Raw genomic sequence first — 15,025 nt, forward strand, 5'->3', positions numbered from 1 at the left:
TAGGCTTGGCAGCCGCATCCATGCGGCTGACACCCCGCACTCCGACACCGCCCCACCTCTGACAGATTCCCGTGGCTGTTGGTGGGTGTCGACCTTGGTCGACACATCCGTCAGATATCGAATGATTCATCCACGCATGGCGTGGATCTACCGTGTCGACCAAGGTCGACACCTACCAGAGCAGTGGACCAAGGTCGACACCTACCAGAGCAGAACGCCGTTCCGGCAGATCGCGAGAAACTGTCGAAGGCGGGGTGGGTCCGGTTGCGGGGGCGTGAGCCGCATGGATGCGGCGACCGAGCCTACATGGACGTATTCACGGCGTCCCCCGCAACCGGACCCACCCCGCCAACCCACGGACTGCCCGCTTTTGATGTTGACGTTGATTGCAGCAGGTGCAGGGCTGCAAGCCCTGCAAAGAAACATCCCCTACAGCACCTGCGGTCGGCACAGCAGGCTGAAGCGCGCGCCACCCAGCGCGGACGACGTCACCTGCAGGCGGAACCCATGCAGCCCCGCAATGGCGGCCACGATCGACAGGCCCAGGCCGAATCCACCGCCCTTGCTGGCCTCCGCCCGTTGGAAACGCTGGAACACCAGGCTGCGCTCCGTCTCGGGTATGCCCGGCCCGGAATCCTCCACCGCGATGCAGGTCGCGCCGTCTTCCACCCGCGCCGACAGCTGCACGCGGCCACCCGCCGGTGCGAACCGGATCGCATTGTCGAGCAGGTTGCCGATCGCTTCGAACAGCAGGCCGCGATCCCCCATCACGCCAGGCAGATCGGCGGCCAACTCCAGCAGCAACGCCTGCCCTTTCTCTTCCGCCAGCGGTGCATAGAAGGCGTGGATCTCCTGCAGCAGCGTGTCCGGCGCCAGCATGCTGAACCCGGAACGACGCTGATGGTCTTCCAGCTCGGAAATCCGCAGCAACGCGCGGAAGCGTGCCATCAGGGTATCGGTCTCCTCCAGTACCTGCTCCAGCGGCAGCGACTGTGGATCGCCGTCGGCCACCTGCTGGCGCATGCGGTACAGCTGCGCGCGCACGCGCGTCAACGGGGTGCGCAGGTCGTGGGCGATGTTGTCACACACTTCTTTGACCTCGGTCATCAGCTGCTCGATGCGGTCGAGCATGGCGTTGACGATGGTCGCCAGCATGTCCAGTTCATCGCGGCGGTTGGCCAACGGCAGGCGCTGGCCCAGATCGCCGGCGACGATGCGCGCAGTGGCCTGCTCGATGGCCTGGATGCGGCGCAATGGCCGGCGCCGCAACAATTGCCAGCCCAGCAGGCCTGGTAACAGGGTCAGCGAAACACCCCACAGCAGCGCATCAAGAATCAGATGATTGACCTCGTTCAACGGCCCGCTGTAGCGCACCAGCACCAGGACGCGGCCGTCACGGGTGGGCATCGCCAGGCCGAAGCCACGCTTGCCGCGCGCGTAGGCATCGGTGATCGGCAGGCCGGAGACCGGATGCGCGCTGCCATCCAGCGGCAGCTGTGCCGGCAGCGACTTCAGCATGCCCGCCAGCGGTTTTCCGTCGGGCGTGAACAACCCATAGGCATCGATGCCATGCAGGTCGTAGCGGCGATTCTCGCGCAGCGCGGCGGTCAGTCCATCGCCGGTGAAGTGCTCGAACAGATGGGCGCGTTGCAGCACCGCCGACTGCGCCAGCTCGTCCAGGTACAGTGACACCCGCCAGTACAGCACCCCCAGCAGCACGCACGACCAGGCCACGAACAGCAGGCTGTACAGCCCCAGCAGGCGGCTGCTGGACGAACGCCAGCCGTCAGACAGCTTCGCTGAGGACATAGCCACTGCCGCGCACGGTTCGGATCAGCGACGGCGCATCGGCCTGGTCCAGCTTGCGCCGCAGGCGCCCGATATGCACGTCGATGAGGTTGGTTCCGGGGTCGAAGTGATAGCCCCACACTTCCTCGAACAGCATCATCCGGGTCAGCACCTGCCCGGCGTTGCGCATCAGGTACTCCAGCAGCTTGAACTCGGTCGGCAGCAGGCTCAGGCTGCGCCCGCCGCGGTGGGCAGTGCGCGCCAGCAGGTCCAGCTGCAGGTCCCCCACGCGCAGCAGCGTCTCGTTGCTGGCCGGATGCTGGCGGCGGCGCAGCAGCACCTCCACCCGCGCGGCCATCTCATCAGAGGCGAACGGCTTGGTCAGGTAGTCATCGCCCCCGGCACGCAGGCCGCGCACGCGCTCGTCCACGTCCGACAGCGCGCTGAGCATCAGCACCGGCGTGGCAATGCCGATCCGGCGCAGCGTGGTGACGATGGCCAGGCCGTCCAGGCCGGGCAGCATGCGGTCCAGCGTGATCACGTCGTAGTCACCGCTGGCCGCGCGCACCAGGCCTTCACGACCATCGGCCACCCAGTCCACCTGCAGGCCATGGCTGCCCAGCTCCGCCACGATTTCCTGGGCAGTGATGGCGTCATCCTCGATGGTCAATACGCGCGACATGGGCACCGCTGGAGTCGAGACTGGCCCATGCTCGCCAAATCAGCCGGCGCGGGCAAATGAAACATCCTTCATCCGCACCCGCGGGTGCGGGCCGGTTCAGCCGGTTCAGCCGGTTTCGCCGTCGTCACCCGGCAGCTCGGACAGCTCGCCCTGCACCTGCACGTTGTTGCGGCCCATCGCCTTGGCCCGGTAGCACTGGGCGTCGGCCGCGGCCACAGCCTGGTCCACGCTCATGCCGCCGGCCAGCGGCGCGACACCGATACTGGCACCGACCCGCAGCCGGTCCTGGTCCCAGGGAATGGACAGCGATGCCAGCGTATGCAGCAGTTCGCCACCGATGCGCGCGGCACGGCGCGGCGTGCAGCCGGACAGGATCACGGCGAATTCGTCGCCACCCAGCCGCGCCACCACGTCCGAGTCACGCACGCCGTGGCGCAGCACACTGGCCACCGCCCACAGCACGGCATCGCCAGCCAGATGGCCCCAGGTGTCGTTGACCGGCTTGAAGCGGTCCAGGTCGATGTACATCAGCGAGGCCGCCTGGCCGGTACGCTCGACGCGGGTGATGGCCTGCTGCAGGTGTACTTCGAAACCACGGCGGTTGCTCAGCTCGGTCAGCGGGTCGATCTCGGCCAGGTGCCGCGCCTCGCGCTGGCGCGCACGCTGCTGGGTGTCGTCACGCAGCACCCAGACCGCACCGCGCACATGGCCTTCGTCATCGCGCAGCCACGCGCGGGTCAGGTCCACCGGTACCGTTGCCGTGCCCAGCCGCAGCAGCAGATCGGCATGCAGGTCCACGGCATTGCTTTCCGGGTCCAGCAGCACCGAGACGTCCAGCACCGAGCCCGGTGCGTATTCGGTGGTCAGTTCCAGCACGTCCTGCACTTTGTGCCCGGCCAGCGACATCGCACCATCGCCGGCCAGCATGCGCACGGCCGCAGCATTGGCATAGTCGATACGGCCATCCAGGTTGACGCTGAGCACCAGGTCAGCCACCGCATCAAGCGTGAGCCGGCTGCGCTGCTCGCTCTCGAACAAGCGCTGCTCGCTGCTGCGCTGGGCGGTGATGTCCTGGATCTGCGACACGAAATGCAGCGGCTGGCCATGCTCGTTGCGCACCAGCGACACCGACAAGCGTGCCCAGATCACCCGGCCGTCGCGGTCGAGATAGCGCTTTTCCAGGTGATAGTGGCTGCGCCGCCCGGCCAGCAGGTCGTGCACCAGCGCCAGATCGGCCTGCAGGTCGTCGGGGTGGGTCAGGCGCTGGAAATCGACCTGCAGCAGCTCTTCGCGCGGATAACCCAGGATCCGGCACAGCGCGTCGTTGACGTCCAGCCAGCGCCCTTCCAGCGAAACCAGGGCCATGCCCAGCGCGGCGGATGTGAACGCACCGGCGAACTTCTCCGCCGACAAGCGGGCCTCGGCGCGGGCCTGCAGGATCTCGGTGATGTCGATGGCCATGCCGACATAGCCGATGCGCACCCCGTTGGCCCCATCCATGCGGCTGATCGACAGGCGCACCTGCCGTGGCTGGCCATCCTTGCGCAGCAGCGTCCACTGCCGCGAGTAGGTCTGCCCGTCGGCACGCGCACTCAGCGCTTCGAACACGCCCGGAAGATTGCCCTCGGCATCGGCCAGCGGCTGCAGCCAGGCGTTCAGCTCGGCCGGATCATGGAAGGCGTCGAGCCGGCGCTGGCCGACCACCTCCGCTGCGCTGTAGCCCAGCAGGCGCTGCGCACCGGTATTGAACAGGGTGATGGTGCCATCGGTATCGGTGGCGATCACCGCCACCTCATCGGACGCATCAACCACCGCCTGCAGGCGCTGGCGGGTTTCGGCCGCATCCTGCCGCGCCTGCTGCAGTTCGGTCACATCGGCATGCGCGCCGGCCATCCACAGCGGCCGGCCCTGCCCATCCCATTCGAAGACCCGGCCGCGGTCCTGGATCCAGATCCACTGGCCGTTCCTGTGCCGCATGCGCAGCAGGCAGGCGTAGTTGTCGCTGCGCCCCGCGAAATGATCCTCCAGCGCGGCATCCGACAACGCGATGTCATCCGGATGCACCAGCTTCAGGAAGGTCTCCTGGCAGATCGGCTGCAGCTCTTCCAGGCGGTAGCCAACGATCTCGGCCCAGCGTGCATTGACCCGCATCTGGCCGGTCTGCACGTTCCATTCCCAAGTGCCGGCCGCCGTGCCGTCGATGATCATCGCCAGCCGGCGGCGCTCTTCGGCCAACTCCTGCAGGCGTCGTTCAAGCAGCCCGTTGCCGTTGTTTCCCTGGCCCGCCATCAACCCGTTCCCCGGCCCGCGCAGGCACGCGTCTGCCGCAGCGGCGCGCTGCAGCCTGCAACGAAGACGGCGGGTCGTGCTGGCGTCATGGCCCTCCCCAGCGACAGCGGGGGGGCCGAACGCCTCCCCTCAAGCGCCAGTGTGCGCAATCACGGGGAAAACCGACAAGCCCCCCGCCCCGGATCAACCGTGACGGGGGCCACGATCCTCAACTGCGCTTGGCGCGAGCGAAGGCTTCGGCCAGGGCATTGTTGGCCGGTGCTGCCGACGCGCCGGGGCGGCCGCCATTGCCCTGGCCGCGGTTCGGCCCACGGTTCTGGCTGCCCGCGTCGCGGCGCGGCCCCTGCCCCTGGCCGCGCTCGTCGCGCTGGCCCGGGCGGCTGGTGGCCTGGCCGGGGGTGTCGTCCAGGCGCCGGGTCAGGGCGATGCGCTTGCGCGCCACGTCCACTTCCAGCACCTTCACCTTGACGATGTCGCCGGCCTTGACCACGTCACGCGGGTCTTTCACGAACGTATCGGACAGCGCCGAGATATGGATCAGGCCGTCCTGGTGCACGCCGATATCGACAAAAGCACCAAAGGCCGCCACGTTGCTCACCACGCCTTCCAGCACCATGCCTTCGCGCAGGTCCTTGATGTCCTCCACGCCCTCGGCGAAACGCGCCGCCTTGAACTCCGGACGCGGGTCGCGGCCCGGTTTCTCCAGTTCCTTGAGGATGTCGCGCACGGTCGGCACGCCGAAGGTCGCATCGGTGAACTGCTCGGCCTTCAGCCCGCGCAGGAAACTGCCGTCGCCGATCAGCGCCTTGATCGGGCGCGCGGTGCTGGCCACGATGCGCTCCACTACCGGGTAGGCTTCCGGGTGCACCGCTGAGGCATCCAGCGGCTGGTCGCCATCGGCGATGCGCAGGAAGCCGGCGCACTGCTCGAAGGTCTTTTCGCCCAGGCGCGCGACCTTCAGCAGGTCCTTGCGGCGCTTGAACGGGCCGTTGTCGTCACGATGGCGGACGATGTTCTCGGCCACCGTGGCTGACAAGCCGGACACGCGTGACAGCAGCGCGGCCGAGGCGGTGTTCACGTAGACGCCGACCGCGTTCACGCAGTCCTCCACCCGCGCATCCAGCGCCCGGGCCAGGCGGTACTGGTCCACGTCATGCTGGTACTGGCCGACGCCGATCGCCTTGGGTTCGATCTTGACCAGTTCGGCCAGCGGATCCTGCAGTCGGCGCGCGATCGACACCGCACCGCGCAGCGACACGTCCAGGCCCGGGAATTCCCTGGCCGCGAACTCGGACGCCGAGTACACCGACGCGCCGGCCTCGCTGACCACCACCTTCTGCAGCTTCGGGTTGGCGGCCGCTTTGATCGCTTCACCGGCCAGCTTGTCGGTCTCGCGGCTGGCGGTACCGTTGCCGATCGCGATCAGTTCCACGTTGTGCTGGGCGCACAGCTGCTTGATCGTCTGCAGCGACTGGTCCCATTGCCGGCGCGGCTCGTGGGGATAGATCGTGTCGGTCGCGACCAGCTTGCCGGTGGCATCGACCACGGCGATCTTGCAGCCGGTGCGGATGCCCGGGTCCAGGCCCAGCACGGTCTTCGGACCCGCCGGCGCGGCCAGCAGCAGATCCTTGAGGTTGTCGCCGAAGACTGCGATGGCCTCGGCTTCGGCCTTCTCGCGGGCCTGGTTGAACAGGTCCAGCAACAGGTGGGTGTGCAGCTTGGCGCGCCAGGTCAGGCGGCAGGCATCCAGCAGCCAGCGGTCGGCGGCGCGGCCCTGGTCGGCGATGCCGGCCTTGCGCGCCACGCGCCCCTCGGCGTACTGGTGGCCGGCCTCGGCATCGCTGCCCGGGTCCAGCTCCAGGAACAGGATTTCCTCGCGCCGCGCGCGGAACAGCGCCAGCAACCGGTGCGACGGGATCTTCGCCAGTGCCTCGGCATGCTCGAAATAGTCGCGGTACTTGGCGCCCTCGGTTTCCTTGCCCTCGGCCACGCGGGCGCGGATCACCCCGGTGTCGCCCAGCCAGGTGCGCAGTTCACCCACCAGCGCGGCATCTTCGCCCCAGCGCTCCATCAGAATCGCGCGCGCGCCTTCCAGCGCTGCCTTGGTATCGGGCACGCCCTTGTCGGTATCGACGAAGCTGGCCGCAAACACCTGCGGGTCCTGCGTCGGATCGCCCAGCAGGCCATCGGCCAGCGGCTCCAGCCCGGCCTCGCGGGCGATCTGCGCACGGGTACGGCGCTTGGGCTTGTACGGCAGGTACAGATCTTCCAGACGGCTCTTGGTATCGGCCGCCAGGATGTCGTTGCGCAGCTCGTCGCTGAGCTTGCCCTGCTCGCCGATGCTGGCCAGCACTGCCGCGCGCCGGTCTTCAAGTTCGCGCAGGTAGGTCAATCGCACTTCCAGGTTTCGCAGCTGGGTGTCGTCCAGGCCCCCGGTCACTTCCTTTCGGTAGCGCGCGATGAACGGAACGCTGGCGCCCTCGTCGAGCAGGCCGACGGCGGCACGTACCTGGGCGGACTGGGCACCGATCTCGTCGGCGATGGTCTGGGCGATCTGCTGGGCGAGCGCGCTCTGGGCGTTCTTGGCGTCGTGCATTGCTTCAGGTCTGTGCCGCGTAACGGGAAGACCCCATTCTGGCAACCGACGGCGGAGCCGGACAAGGCATTGACAGGGGGCGAGGTTCAGCGGCGTACCCGGAGTGGACGCCGGCATCCTGGCGGAGAGAGGGCTCGGACCGGCCCTGGGCTGGGATGCCGGCGCGGGCGCACGATGGTGGGCGCGCCCTGCCGCGTGTTGCGAAGGTCAGCGGTAGTGGCGGGCGGCGCGCTGCATGACGATGTCGTCACGCATGCTTTCCAGGGCCATCAGGCGGACCTTGCCGACACCCTGCAGTTCCATGAACCGCTCCGTGTAGAACTCAGGCCCCAGCGCGGTGTCGGCGCGGGATTTGCTGAAGCCGTAGGGCACCACGCCCTTCTCGCCATCCTTGCTACCACCGACATAAAGAACGATTGCCATGTGATGTATTCCTCCAAATTGCTACTGCGTACTGCACTCGATGAGCGATGCTGCGAGCTCATCGAGGGAGAGCTTACCGCGTCGAACCTGACTGGAACGTCACGAAGGCTAATGACGATCGGTTGCATGCAGATGACTGCGGGATCGCAGCAGAATGCTTACGGATCTTTAACTTCCGGCTAACGAATCCCGAGGGATTCCCGCCAACGGCGCAGCCCCTCGTGGCTTGGTCGCAGAATGCGTTTCATGTGATTGGGTCGGTCGGGGTGGGTTCGCGGGACACGCCGTAAACCCGTCCATGGGGGCTCGATGGCGCCATCCATGGCGCCAACGGTCCCGCGAACCCACCCCGACCGCCCCCTGACAGTTTCCGGGCGCGTCCACCCACGGAGAAGAAAAAGAACAGCAAAAGCGGGTCGCGCGCTGCGCTTGCTCGTGAGCCGGGCATCGCTTGGCTCTACAGGAAGCAACAAAGCAGCCGGCCAGGCCGCTTTTGCTTTTGATCTTCTTTTTTATTTTCCGTGGCTGGACGCGCACGGAAACTGTCAGCGGCCGGGTGGGTGGGGGTGGCGGGGTATCCGCGGCATGGATGCCGCGGCTAAGCCCCCATGGATGGGTTCACGGCGTCCCCGCCAGCCCCACCCACCCGGCCAGCCCCCAGGAAGCAGGGATTCCGCGACCAAGCCACGAGGGGCTGCGCCGTTGGCTGGAAACCTACGGCCACCAGCCATGCCCGAACCGGGCGTAATGATCCGCCGCGCGCTCGAACGGATTGCGCGCGCTCACCCCGCCGCACAGCAGGTACACCGGCAGGTACAGCGGCCCCAGCACCAGATACTGGTAGACGTGCGCGCGCTCGTGGTCGTCCAGCCGGATCAGCGGCTCCACGCCCCACCCGGCCTGATGCGCATAAGTGCGGCAGGACATGCCCAGGTCGTGCCCGGTATGCAGGATCACATTGCCCAGCGTGATCGCCCCGCCCGGCCCCCACGGCCAGTGATCAAAGATGAGCGCACAGTCGCGGGCGCTCCAGCGCAGCGTCGCCCCACCCAGCAGGCCCGCCAGGCCACCGATCAGGCCGATCAGCGTATTGGGCAGCGTCCATACGGCGCCCAGCACCTGCAGCGCGCGCAGCCAGAGTGGCCAGGGCCGGGAGGTGGCGTTCAATCGGCCTCGTTCGGGATCAGCAGCCACAGGATCAGGTAGACCAGGATGCCGGGGAAGGCCGCCGAGCCGATCGAGACCAGCACGAACACGATCCGTACCAGGGTGGCATTCCAGCCGAAGCGATGGGCAATGCCACCCATCACACCGGCAATCATGCGGTCGTTCAGTGAGCGCGACAGCGTGCGTGGCGTGGTGTTCATGGTGGCATCTCCTCGGGAACCAGAAAGCGCAGTCGAGCGCGGCTCGACTCTACACCCCGGCCATGTCTACGGCGTGCGTTGGCGCAGGGCCTGCAGACGGGCGCCGAACCAGGCCGCAGCGGTCTGTTCAGGCTGCCCGGGGCATTGGATGCGGTAGGGCTTGCCGCTCATGCTGCTCTGGCTGGCCGCGCGCTCGATGAACTGCTCGGCGCTGTCGACCATGTCCTTCTTCAACAGGTAGTCGTACTTGCGCTGCAGGTGCACGCGCGCATCGCTGCCGTCGTACCAGCTGCCATTGCGCTGGAACCGGCACTGCGAACCGTCGAGGCTGGCGATCAACTGGGCGATCTCGCGTTGCGCCTGCGGGCCGGGGGCGGCGTGGGCCAGGGGTGCCGCCAGCAGTGCGGCAAGGATCATCGAAATCCGGTACGTCATCATCCCCCCAAGGGCAGTCGAGCAAGCTCGACTCTACAGGTCGCGTGCCTTCAGCCAGCCATCAATGGTGGCCGGCACTTCGCGCTGTGCGCGACCGGACACATAAATGCCGATATGGCCGCCGCGGAAACTGGACTCGGTGTAGTCCCCGGTGCCCAGACGCCCGCGCATCGCGCGCGACGCATCCGGCGGCACCAGATGGTCCTGCTCGGCGTAGATGTTCAGCACCGGCAGGGTCACCTGCGACAGATCCACCGCCTCCTCGCCGATCCGCACCGTGCCGTTCACCAATCCATTGCCCTGGTAGAACTGCTTGATGAAGTCACGGAACGCTTCGCCTGCCAGATCCGGTGAGTCGAAGATCCACTTTTCCATGCGCAGGAAATCCTCCAGCGCGGCCTTGTCATCGAGGATGTCGAGCAGGCCCACGTACTTCTGCACGTTCAGGCGGAACGGCTTGAGCATCAGGTAGCTGGCATTCATCAGATCGGCGGGGATGTTGCCCAGCGTGTCGACCAGCAGGTCCACATCCACCTGCCGTGCCCAGTGCGAGAGCATGTTGTCGGCGGTCTGGAAATCGACCGGGGTGACCATGGTGATCAGCTTGCCCAGCTTGTGCCGGCGCAGCGCGGCGTAGCACAGCGCGAACACGCCGCCCTGGCAGATGCCGAGGAGGTCGACCGGTCCACCACTGCGCTGGCGCAGCACGTCCACCGCGCCATCGATATAGCGCAGCAGATAATCCTCCAGGGTCTGGAAGCGCTCGGAGCGGTCCGGGTAGCCCCAGTCCAGCACGTACACGTCCTGGCCCAGCGCCAGCAGCTTCTGCACCAGTGAGCGATCAGCCTGCAGATCGACCATGTACGGCCGGTTGACCAGCGCGTAGACGATCAGCAACGGCGTGCGCCGGGTCGGCGCCTGTTCGCCGACGAAGCGGTACAGCACCACCTTGCCGTCGCGCCAGACTTCCTCGCGGGCGGTCACGCCATAATCCACGTCCTCCACCTGCGGCAGCAGCGTAAGCCCTTCCAGCAGCTTGCGCTGCATGGCTAGGGTTTCCTGCATCAGGTCGTCGGCGTTGAAGCCCAGCGGTCCCTTCATCGGTCACGCGTCCGTGACGAGGTGCGGGCGGCGGCCTTCTTCGCAGGCGCCTTCGTTGCGGGCACTTTCTTTGCAGGCGCCTTGCTGAGGGCTGCCTTGTTGGCAGGTGCGGCCTTCTTCGCAGCCTTGCGCGCGGCCGGCTTCACTTTCGCCGGGGCCGGCTGCGCCACGGGATCCACGGTGGCGGTACCCGCCAGCACCGCCACCTGCGCCTGCAGCCGACGCAGGCTGCGCTCCAGCTCGGCGATGCGGCGGTGCGCGGCGTCCATCTCGCGGCGGGTCGGCAGGCCGATACGCTCACTCATCTGTTCCACCTCGCGCTGCAGGCCGGCGCGCAGGCGCATCTGTGCGTTGCCCAGCGAGGCATACACCTGCTGGAACGGCTCGGACATGGCGACCTTGGCGTAGGCCTCTTCGGCTACTTCGATCCACAGGTCGAACATCGCGCGGGCGCTGGTCAATTGGCTGCCGGGCTGCTCGTGCTGGGCCAGGCGCTGCTCGAACAACGCGAAGGCCTCGTCCAGCGCCTGCTTGATCTGCTCGACGTAGGCGCGCGAATGCTGCTGGTATTCCTCCTGCGCGCGCAGCAGCGCCTGCCAGCGCGCCTGGTGCTCGCGGCCCGGACCAAACGCAGGGCTCTGCAGCCAAGGGCCCGCCTGCAGCTGGAACTGCTGCAGCCAGGCGGCGAATTCGGGCACGGCGGCGCCGGCGTGGGTGCTGCCACGAGCGCCCTGCAGCATCCATTGCAGCATGCCATCGCCCTGCCCCTGCACCGCCTCGCGCCAGGCCTGGGCCACATCAGCGCTGCTGGCGTCGCGGCCGGCGAATCGCGCGGCCACCTCCTGCATGGTGCCGTACCAGCTACCGGCCTGTTCGCGGAACCGGCGCACCGCGTCTTCCGGCGCGCCCGGCCCCTGTTCGGGCAACAGCTGGCCCCACCCGTCGAACAGCCGCTGCCAGCTGCCCGGGCCATCGCCAGCCGGGGCGCCAGGCGTCGCCGCGTGGCGCAGGGCATCTCCCCAGGCGCCGAAGTACTGCCGGGCCAGGGCTTCGAAATCGCTGCTGCCGGCATCGTGGGCCGAGCTGGTCATCGCAGGCCTCCGCAGGGCTGGGTCATGGCTTGGGAATACGCAGGGTCTTGCTGATCATCAGCGACCCGGACAGGGCGAACAGCAGCACCATCGGATGCAGCTGCCACGGGCCGATCTGCCATTGGCCGAACCAGATCTCCTGGCCGATGGCGCCGGTGCCTGCTGCGATCGCCAGCACGATCACCAGTACCAGGCTGGTCGGGATCGGGGTGCCCTCGAAATACGTGACCTTGCCCTCGTCGCCCGTCATTGCCTCGGCGGTGACGTTGTAGCGCGCCAGGCGGCTGACGCCGCAGCAGACGAAATAGCTCAGCACCAGCCAGTCCCACCCGCCCTGCATGCCGCAGGCATAGGCCAATGCAGCCGGGGCCACGCCGAAGGAGATCACGTCCGACAGCGAATCCAGCTCGCGGCCCAGGGTGGAGCTGGATTTGCGCCAGCGCGCGATGCGCCCGTCCAGCGCGTCGAAAATGAAGGCCAGCGGGATCAGTGCCATGCCGAACATCAGGTAGCCGCGCTCGCCGTCCTGCAGGAAGCGCATTGCGGCGAACACCGCACCGGTGCCGCAGAAAGCATTGGCCAGGGTGAACCAGTCGGCCAGCTGGAATTCGCGCAGCATCGAGAAGTGACGTTTCATGGGGTCTCACGGAGCATCAAGGCCCACAGGTTACCGCGAGCGCCGCCGCTGGCGACAGCGCTGGCCGCGCCGGTCCTTCACCGCTCCCTCACCTGTCCTCACTTGCGGTGAATTTTTCGCCACCCATCTTGACAGCCTAGGGGGGTGGCGCCTGTCGCCGCTTATCCACAAAGTTGCCCACGCGTAATCCACACCCCCTGTGGACAACCAGATCTCACTGACTGCGACGCTGGACATTTCCTCATCACCCTGAAGCGGGGTTCCCCTACTTCCCAAGCTGCGAAGGCAGCGCTATGGTCGTCGGCGGACCCCGCCGCCGCCACGTCCAGATTTCCGCGACGGACGATGATGATGATGCTGGATGCTTCCACCCTGGCCGCACAGCTGCGGCAGCCCCATGGCGACGCCGCGCAGGCGGTGGCCGAATCGATGAACCGCAGCAACGGTGCGCTCAACCGCGCTGCGATCGGTCTGCTGGCGGTAACGTCTGGCGAACGGGCGCTGGAGATCGGCCCCGGCAACGCTGCGTTTGCGCCGTTGCTTCTGCAGGCCAGCGACAGCCGCTACCTGGGCATCGAGCTGTCCACCGCCATGGTCGAGGCCGGCAACCGGCAACTCGCCGCCGCCGGGCTGGCCGAGCGCGCCGGGATGCGCCATGGCGACGCCCATGCCCTGCCGATCGCCGATGCCGCGATGGACGCGGCCCTGGCAGTCAACACCCTGTACTTCTGGCCAGACCTGGCGCCGGTGCTGGACGAACTGGCGCGGGTCGTGCGCCGGGGGGGCCGGCTATGCCTGGCCTTCGGCGATGCCGCCTTCATGCGCAGCCTGCCGTTCACCGCCGATTTCCAGCTGCACGAGCTGGATGCAGTGGAGCTGGCGCTGCGTGTCGCCGGGTTCGGCGTTTCTGCCTGGCGCAGCCACCGCGAAACCGCGCCCGGCAACGATGGCCAGGCCCGCGAAAAGCACTTCCATCTGCTGCTGGCGCAGCGGCGCTGACGTGGTAGAGCCGGCAGCCGGCCGGCTGCCCCGACCGTTCCGCGTTGCCGGCCAGCGGCCGGCACTACCCAGCCTGCACCCGCCGCCAGCGAGCAACACAGAACACCTGCATCACCAGTGGCCGGCCCAGCGCAGCCGCCGCAACGACCGTGATCCGGCCGCGTGGTAGAGCCGGCCGCTGGCCGGCTGCCCGGAACGTTACAGGTTGCCGGCCTGCAGTCGGTATTACCCGCCTTGCACCCGTCGCCGCCAACGCGCGAAACAGAATACCTGCATCACCAGCATCGCCAGCAACCCCAGCGGCCACGCCCACCACAGCCCGGCCAGCCCATGCCGCGCCTGCAGCCACATCGCCAACGGCAGCTCCAGCAGCAGCACCGCGGACATGCCCAGCAGCGCCGGCAGCAGTACGGTCCCGCTGCCACGCATCACCCCCACCAGCACCCCGGCAACCCCCATTGCCAGCACGCCCCAGACCACCGTACGCAGCTGCAGCGTGGCCAGCTCGCGCACCTCCGGCGCCGCCAGGATCAGGCCGCTCAGCCAGGGCGCCAATGCCATCACCAGCATCACCACCGCCGCCAGCAACATCAGCCCCAACAGCACGCCGGTGCGGGCGATGGCCGGCAACCGCGCCGCACGCCCCGCGCCCATCGCGTGGGCCGCGAGGATGGTGGCGGTGATGCCCAGCGACATGGCTGGCAACTGCACCCAGCTCATCAACTGGTTGACCGCACCGTAGGCCGCCGTGGCCGTGTAGCCGTAGCGGTTGATCCAGCCCAGCAACACGATCTCGGCAATGGCCAGGCTGAACATCTGTAGCGAGGACGGTACGCCGATGCGCAGCATCGAGCGGATCAGCCCCCGATCGAAGCGGATGGCGCGCAGCAGATCGTGGCCCGGTGCCAGCGGGTGCGCCAGACGATGCCAGCGCCACAGCAACCAGACCAGGGCCAGCAGCGAAGCAAACACCGCCGAGACCGCCGCACTGGCCACCCCCAGCCGCGGCAGGCCGGCCCAACCCAGGATCAGCAGCGGCGTGCACAACAGGCCCACCGCTGTGGCCAGCAGCAGCGCGTGCAACGGCGTCTTCGCATCGCCCACCGCGCGGCTTACGGCGGTCGCCAGCCACAGCAGGAAGAAGGTCGGCGACCCAAGCAACAGCACGCGTGCATAGGCGATGGCCTCGTCCAGGATCGGTGCCGGCGTACCCAGTGCTGCCAGCAGCTGCGGCGCGAAGAGGCCGCCCGCCGCCATCACCAGCACCGACAACGACAGCACCAGCGCCACCGCGCTGCCTGCCACCGCTCGCGCCTGATGTGGCCGACCGGCGCCCCAGGCCTGGCCGATCAGCACCATCGCACCGGTCGCCAGGCCCATCACCAACGCCAGCAGCAGGAAGAAGGCCGGGAAGAATGCGGCGGCGGCGGCCACGGCCTGCGTGCCAAGCAGGTGCCCCAGATAGATGTTGTCCAGCGTGCCTGCGGCCAGCTGCAGCGCATTGGTCAGCAGCATCGGAAGCAGCAGGGTCAGATAGGTGCGCCACAGCGGTGGGGCGACCGGCGGAATCGAAGGTGCAGGAGTGGTCATCGGCGTCTCTGGGCAAGGCGCTGCCCT

Annotated in this window: 13 protein-coding genes; 1 reads left to right on the forward strand and 12 read right to left on the reverse strand. The window is 67.9% G+C overall.

Going from position 1 to position 15,025, the window contains the following annotated elements; genetic code table 11:
* Positions 1-429: 429 nt before the first annotated feature.
* The 11 genes from AC5P7U_RS09345 to AC5P7U_RS09395 all read right to left on the reverse strand — a co-directional run bounded on the left by AC5P7U_RS09345 (position 430) and on the right by AC5P7U_RS09395 (position 12,409).
* A complete protein-coding gene (locus tag AC5P7U_RS09345) occupies positions 430-1,809 on the reverse strand; it encodes a sensor histidine kinase (RefSeq protein WP_495221019.1) in 1,380 nt (459 codons plus the stop codon).
* A complete protein-coding gene (locus AC5P7U_RS09350) occupies positions 1,787-2,470 on the reverse strand; it encodes a response regulator transcription factor (protein ID WP_414555984.1) in 684 nt (227 codons plus the stop codon). The genes AC5P7U_RS09345 and AC5P7U_RS09350 overlap by 23 nt, the downstream gene beginning before the upstream one ends.
* Before the next feature lie 105 nt (positions 2,471-2,575).
* Positions 2,576-4,759: a PAS domain S-box protein gene (locus tag AC5P7U_RS09355; RefSeq protein ID WP_312564358.1), complete on the reverse strand. Its 2,184-nt coding sequence runs from the start codon at positions 4,757-4,759 to the stop codon at positions 2,576-2,578.
* 208 nt (positions 4,760-4,967) lie between these two features.
* Positions 4,968-7,355 (reverse strand): Tex family protein, encoded by a 2,388-nt coding sequence (locus tag AC5P7U_RS09360; protein WP_495221020.1) that lies wholly within the window; start codon positions 7,353-7,355, stop codon positions 4,968-4,970.
* Positions 7,356-7,562: 207 nt separating this feature from the next.
* Positions 7,563-7,778: a hypothetical protein gene (locus tag AC5P7U_RS09365; RefSeq protein ID WP_006452005.1), complete on the reverse strand. Its 216-nt coding sequence runs from the start codon at positions 7,776-7,778 to the stop codon at positions 7,563-7,565.
* Positions 7,779-8,492: 714 nt separating this feature from the next.
* Positions 8,493-8,945 (reverse strand): hypothetical protein, encoded by a 453-nt coding sequence (locus AC5P7U_RS09370; RefSeq protein ID WP_006452006.1) that lies wholly within the window; start codon positions 8,943-8,945, stop codon positions 8,493-8,495.
* Positions 8,942-9,145 (reverse strand): PspC domain-containing protein, encoded by a 204-nt coding sequence (locus tag AC5P7U_RS09375; RefSeq protein WP_006452007.1) that lies wholly within the window; start codon positions 9,143-9,145, stop codon positions 8,942-8,944. The genes AC5P7U_RS09370 and AC5P7U_RS09375 overlap by 4 nt, the downstream gene beginning before the upstream one ends.
* 66 nt (positions 9,146-9,211) lie before the next feature.
* Positions 9,212-9,580, reverse strand: coding sequence for a YfeK family protein (locus AC5P7U_RS09380; protein WP_495221022.1), 369 nt, complete (start codon positions 9,578-9,580; stop codon positions 9,212-9,214).
* Positions 9,581-9,613: 33 nt separating this feature from the next.
* Positions 9,614-10,681, reverse strand: a complete 1,068-nt coding sequence (gene phaC / locus AC5P7U_RS09385) for a class III poly(R)-hydroxyalkanoic acid synthase subunit PhaC (RefSeq protein WP_308309456.1) — start codon at positions 10,679-10,681, stop codon at positions 9,614-9,616.
* Positions 10,678-11,772 carry a class III poly(R)-hydroxyalkanoic acid synthase subunit PhaE gene (gene phaE, locus AC5P7U_RS09390; RefSeq protein ID WP_495221023.1) on the reverse strand — a complete coding sequence of 365 codons (1,095 nt, stop codon included), beginning with the start codon at positions 11,770-11,772 and terminating at the stop codon, positions 10,678-10,680. The genes phaC and phaE overlap by 4 nt, the downstream gene beginning before the upstream one ends.
* Positions 11,773-11,794: 22 nt before the next feature.
* On the reverse strand, positions 11,795-12,409 hold the full coding sequence (locus AC5P7U_RS09395) for a CDP-alcohol phosphatidyltransferase family protein (RefSeq protein WP_006452013.1): 615 nt from the start codon (positions 12,407-12,409) through the stop codon (positions 11,795-11,797).
* A 348-nt stretch (positions 12,410-12,757) separates the two neighbouring features.
* On the opposite strand from AC5P7U_RS09395, the gene AC5P7U_RS09400 reads away from it, so the two are divergent.
* Positions 12,758-13,408, forward strand: coding sequence for a class I SAM-dependent methyltransferase (locus AC5P7U_RS09400; RefSeq protein WP_495221024.1), 651 nt, complete (start codon positions 12,758-12,760; stop codon positions 13,406-13,408).
* A gap of 225 nt (positions 13,409-13,633) precedes the next feature.
* On the opposite strand, the gene AC5P7U_RS09405 is transcribed toward AC5P7U_RS09400, so the two are convergent.
* Positions 13,634-14,998 carry an MATE family efflux transporter gene (locus AC5P7U_RS09405; RefSeq protein WP_495221025.1) on the reverse strand — a complete coding sequence of 455 codons (1,365 nt, stop codon included), beginning with the start codon at positions 14,996-14,998 and terminating at the stop codon, positions 13,634-13,636.
* Positions 14,999-15,025: the final 27 nt, after the last annotated feature.

Source organism: Stenotrophomonas sp. YJH_SMC_57 (assembly GCF_059369755.1).

Excerpts from the sequence above, each read along its gene's own strand:
- AC5P7U_RS09345 (WP_495221019.1), bottom strand. The coding sequence starts at position 1,809 with ATGTCCTCAGCGAAGCTGTCTGACGGCTGGCGTTCGTCCAGCAGCCGC.
- AC5P7U_RS09350 (WP_414555984.1), bottom strand. The coding sequence starts at position 2,470 with ATGTCGCGCGTATTGACCATCGAGGATGACGCCATCACTGCCCAGGAA.
- AC5P7U_RS09355 (WP_312564358.1), bottom strand. The coding sequence starts at position 4,759 with ATGGCGGGCCAGGGAAACAACGGCAACGGGCTGCTTGAACGACGCCTG.
- AC5P7U_RS09360 (WP_495221020.1), bottom strand. The coding sequence starts at position 7,355 with ATGCACGACGCCAAGAACGCCCAGAGCGCGCTCGCCCAGCAGATCGCC.
- AC5P7U_RS09365 (WP_006452005.1), bottom strand. The coding sequence starts at position 7,778 with ATGGCAATCGTTCTTTATGTCGGTGGTAGCAAGGATGGCGAGAAGGGC.
- AC5P7U_RS09375 (WP_006452007.1), bottom strand. The coding sequence starts at position 9,145 with ATGAACACCACGCCACGCACGCTGTCGCGCTCACTGAACGACCGCATG.
- AC5P7U_RS09380 (WP_495221022.1), bottom strand. The coding sequence starts at position 9,580 with ATGACGTACCGGATTTCGATGATCCTTGCCGCACTGCTGGCGGCACCC.
- phaC (WP_308309456.1), bottom strand. The coding sequence starts at position 10,681 with ATGAAGGGACCGCTGGGCTTCAACGCCGACGACCTGATGCAGGAAACC.
- phaE (WP_495221023.1), bottom strand. The coding sequence starts at position 11,772 with ATGACCAGCTCGGCCCACGATGCCGGCAGCAGCGATTTCGAAGCCCTG.
- AC5P7U_RS09395 (WP_006452013.1), bottom strand. The coding sequence starts at position 12,409 with ATGAAACGTCACTTCTCGATGCTGCGCGAATTCCAGCTGGCCGACTGG.
- AC5P7U_RS09400 (WP_495221024.1), top strand. The coding sequence starts at position 12,758 with ATGATGATGCTGGATGCTTCCACCCTGGCCGCACAGCTGCGGCAGCCC.
- AC5P7U_RS09405 (WP_495221025.1), bottom strand. The coding sequence starts at position 14,998 with ATGACCACTCCTGCACCTTCGATTCCGCCGGTCGCCCCACCGCTGTGG.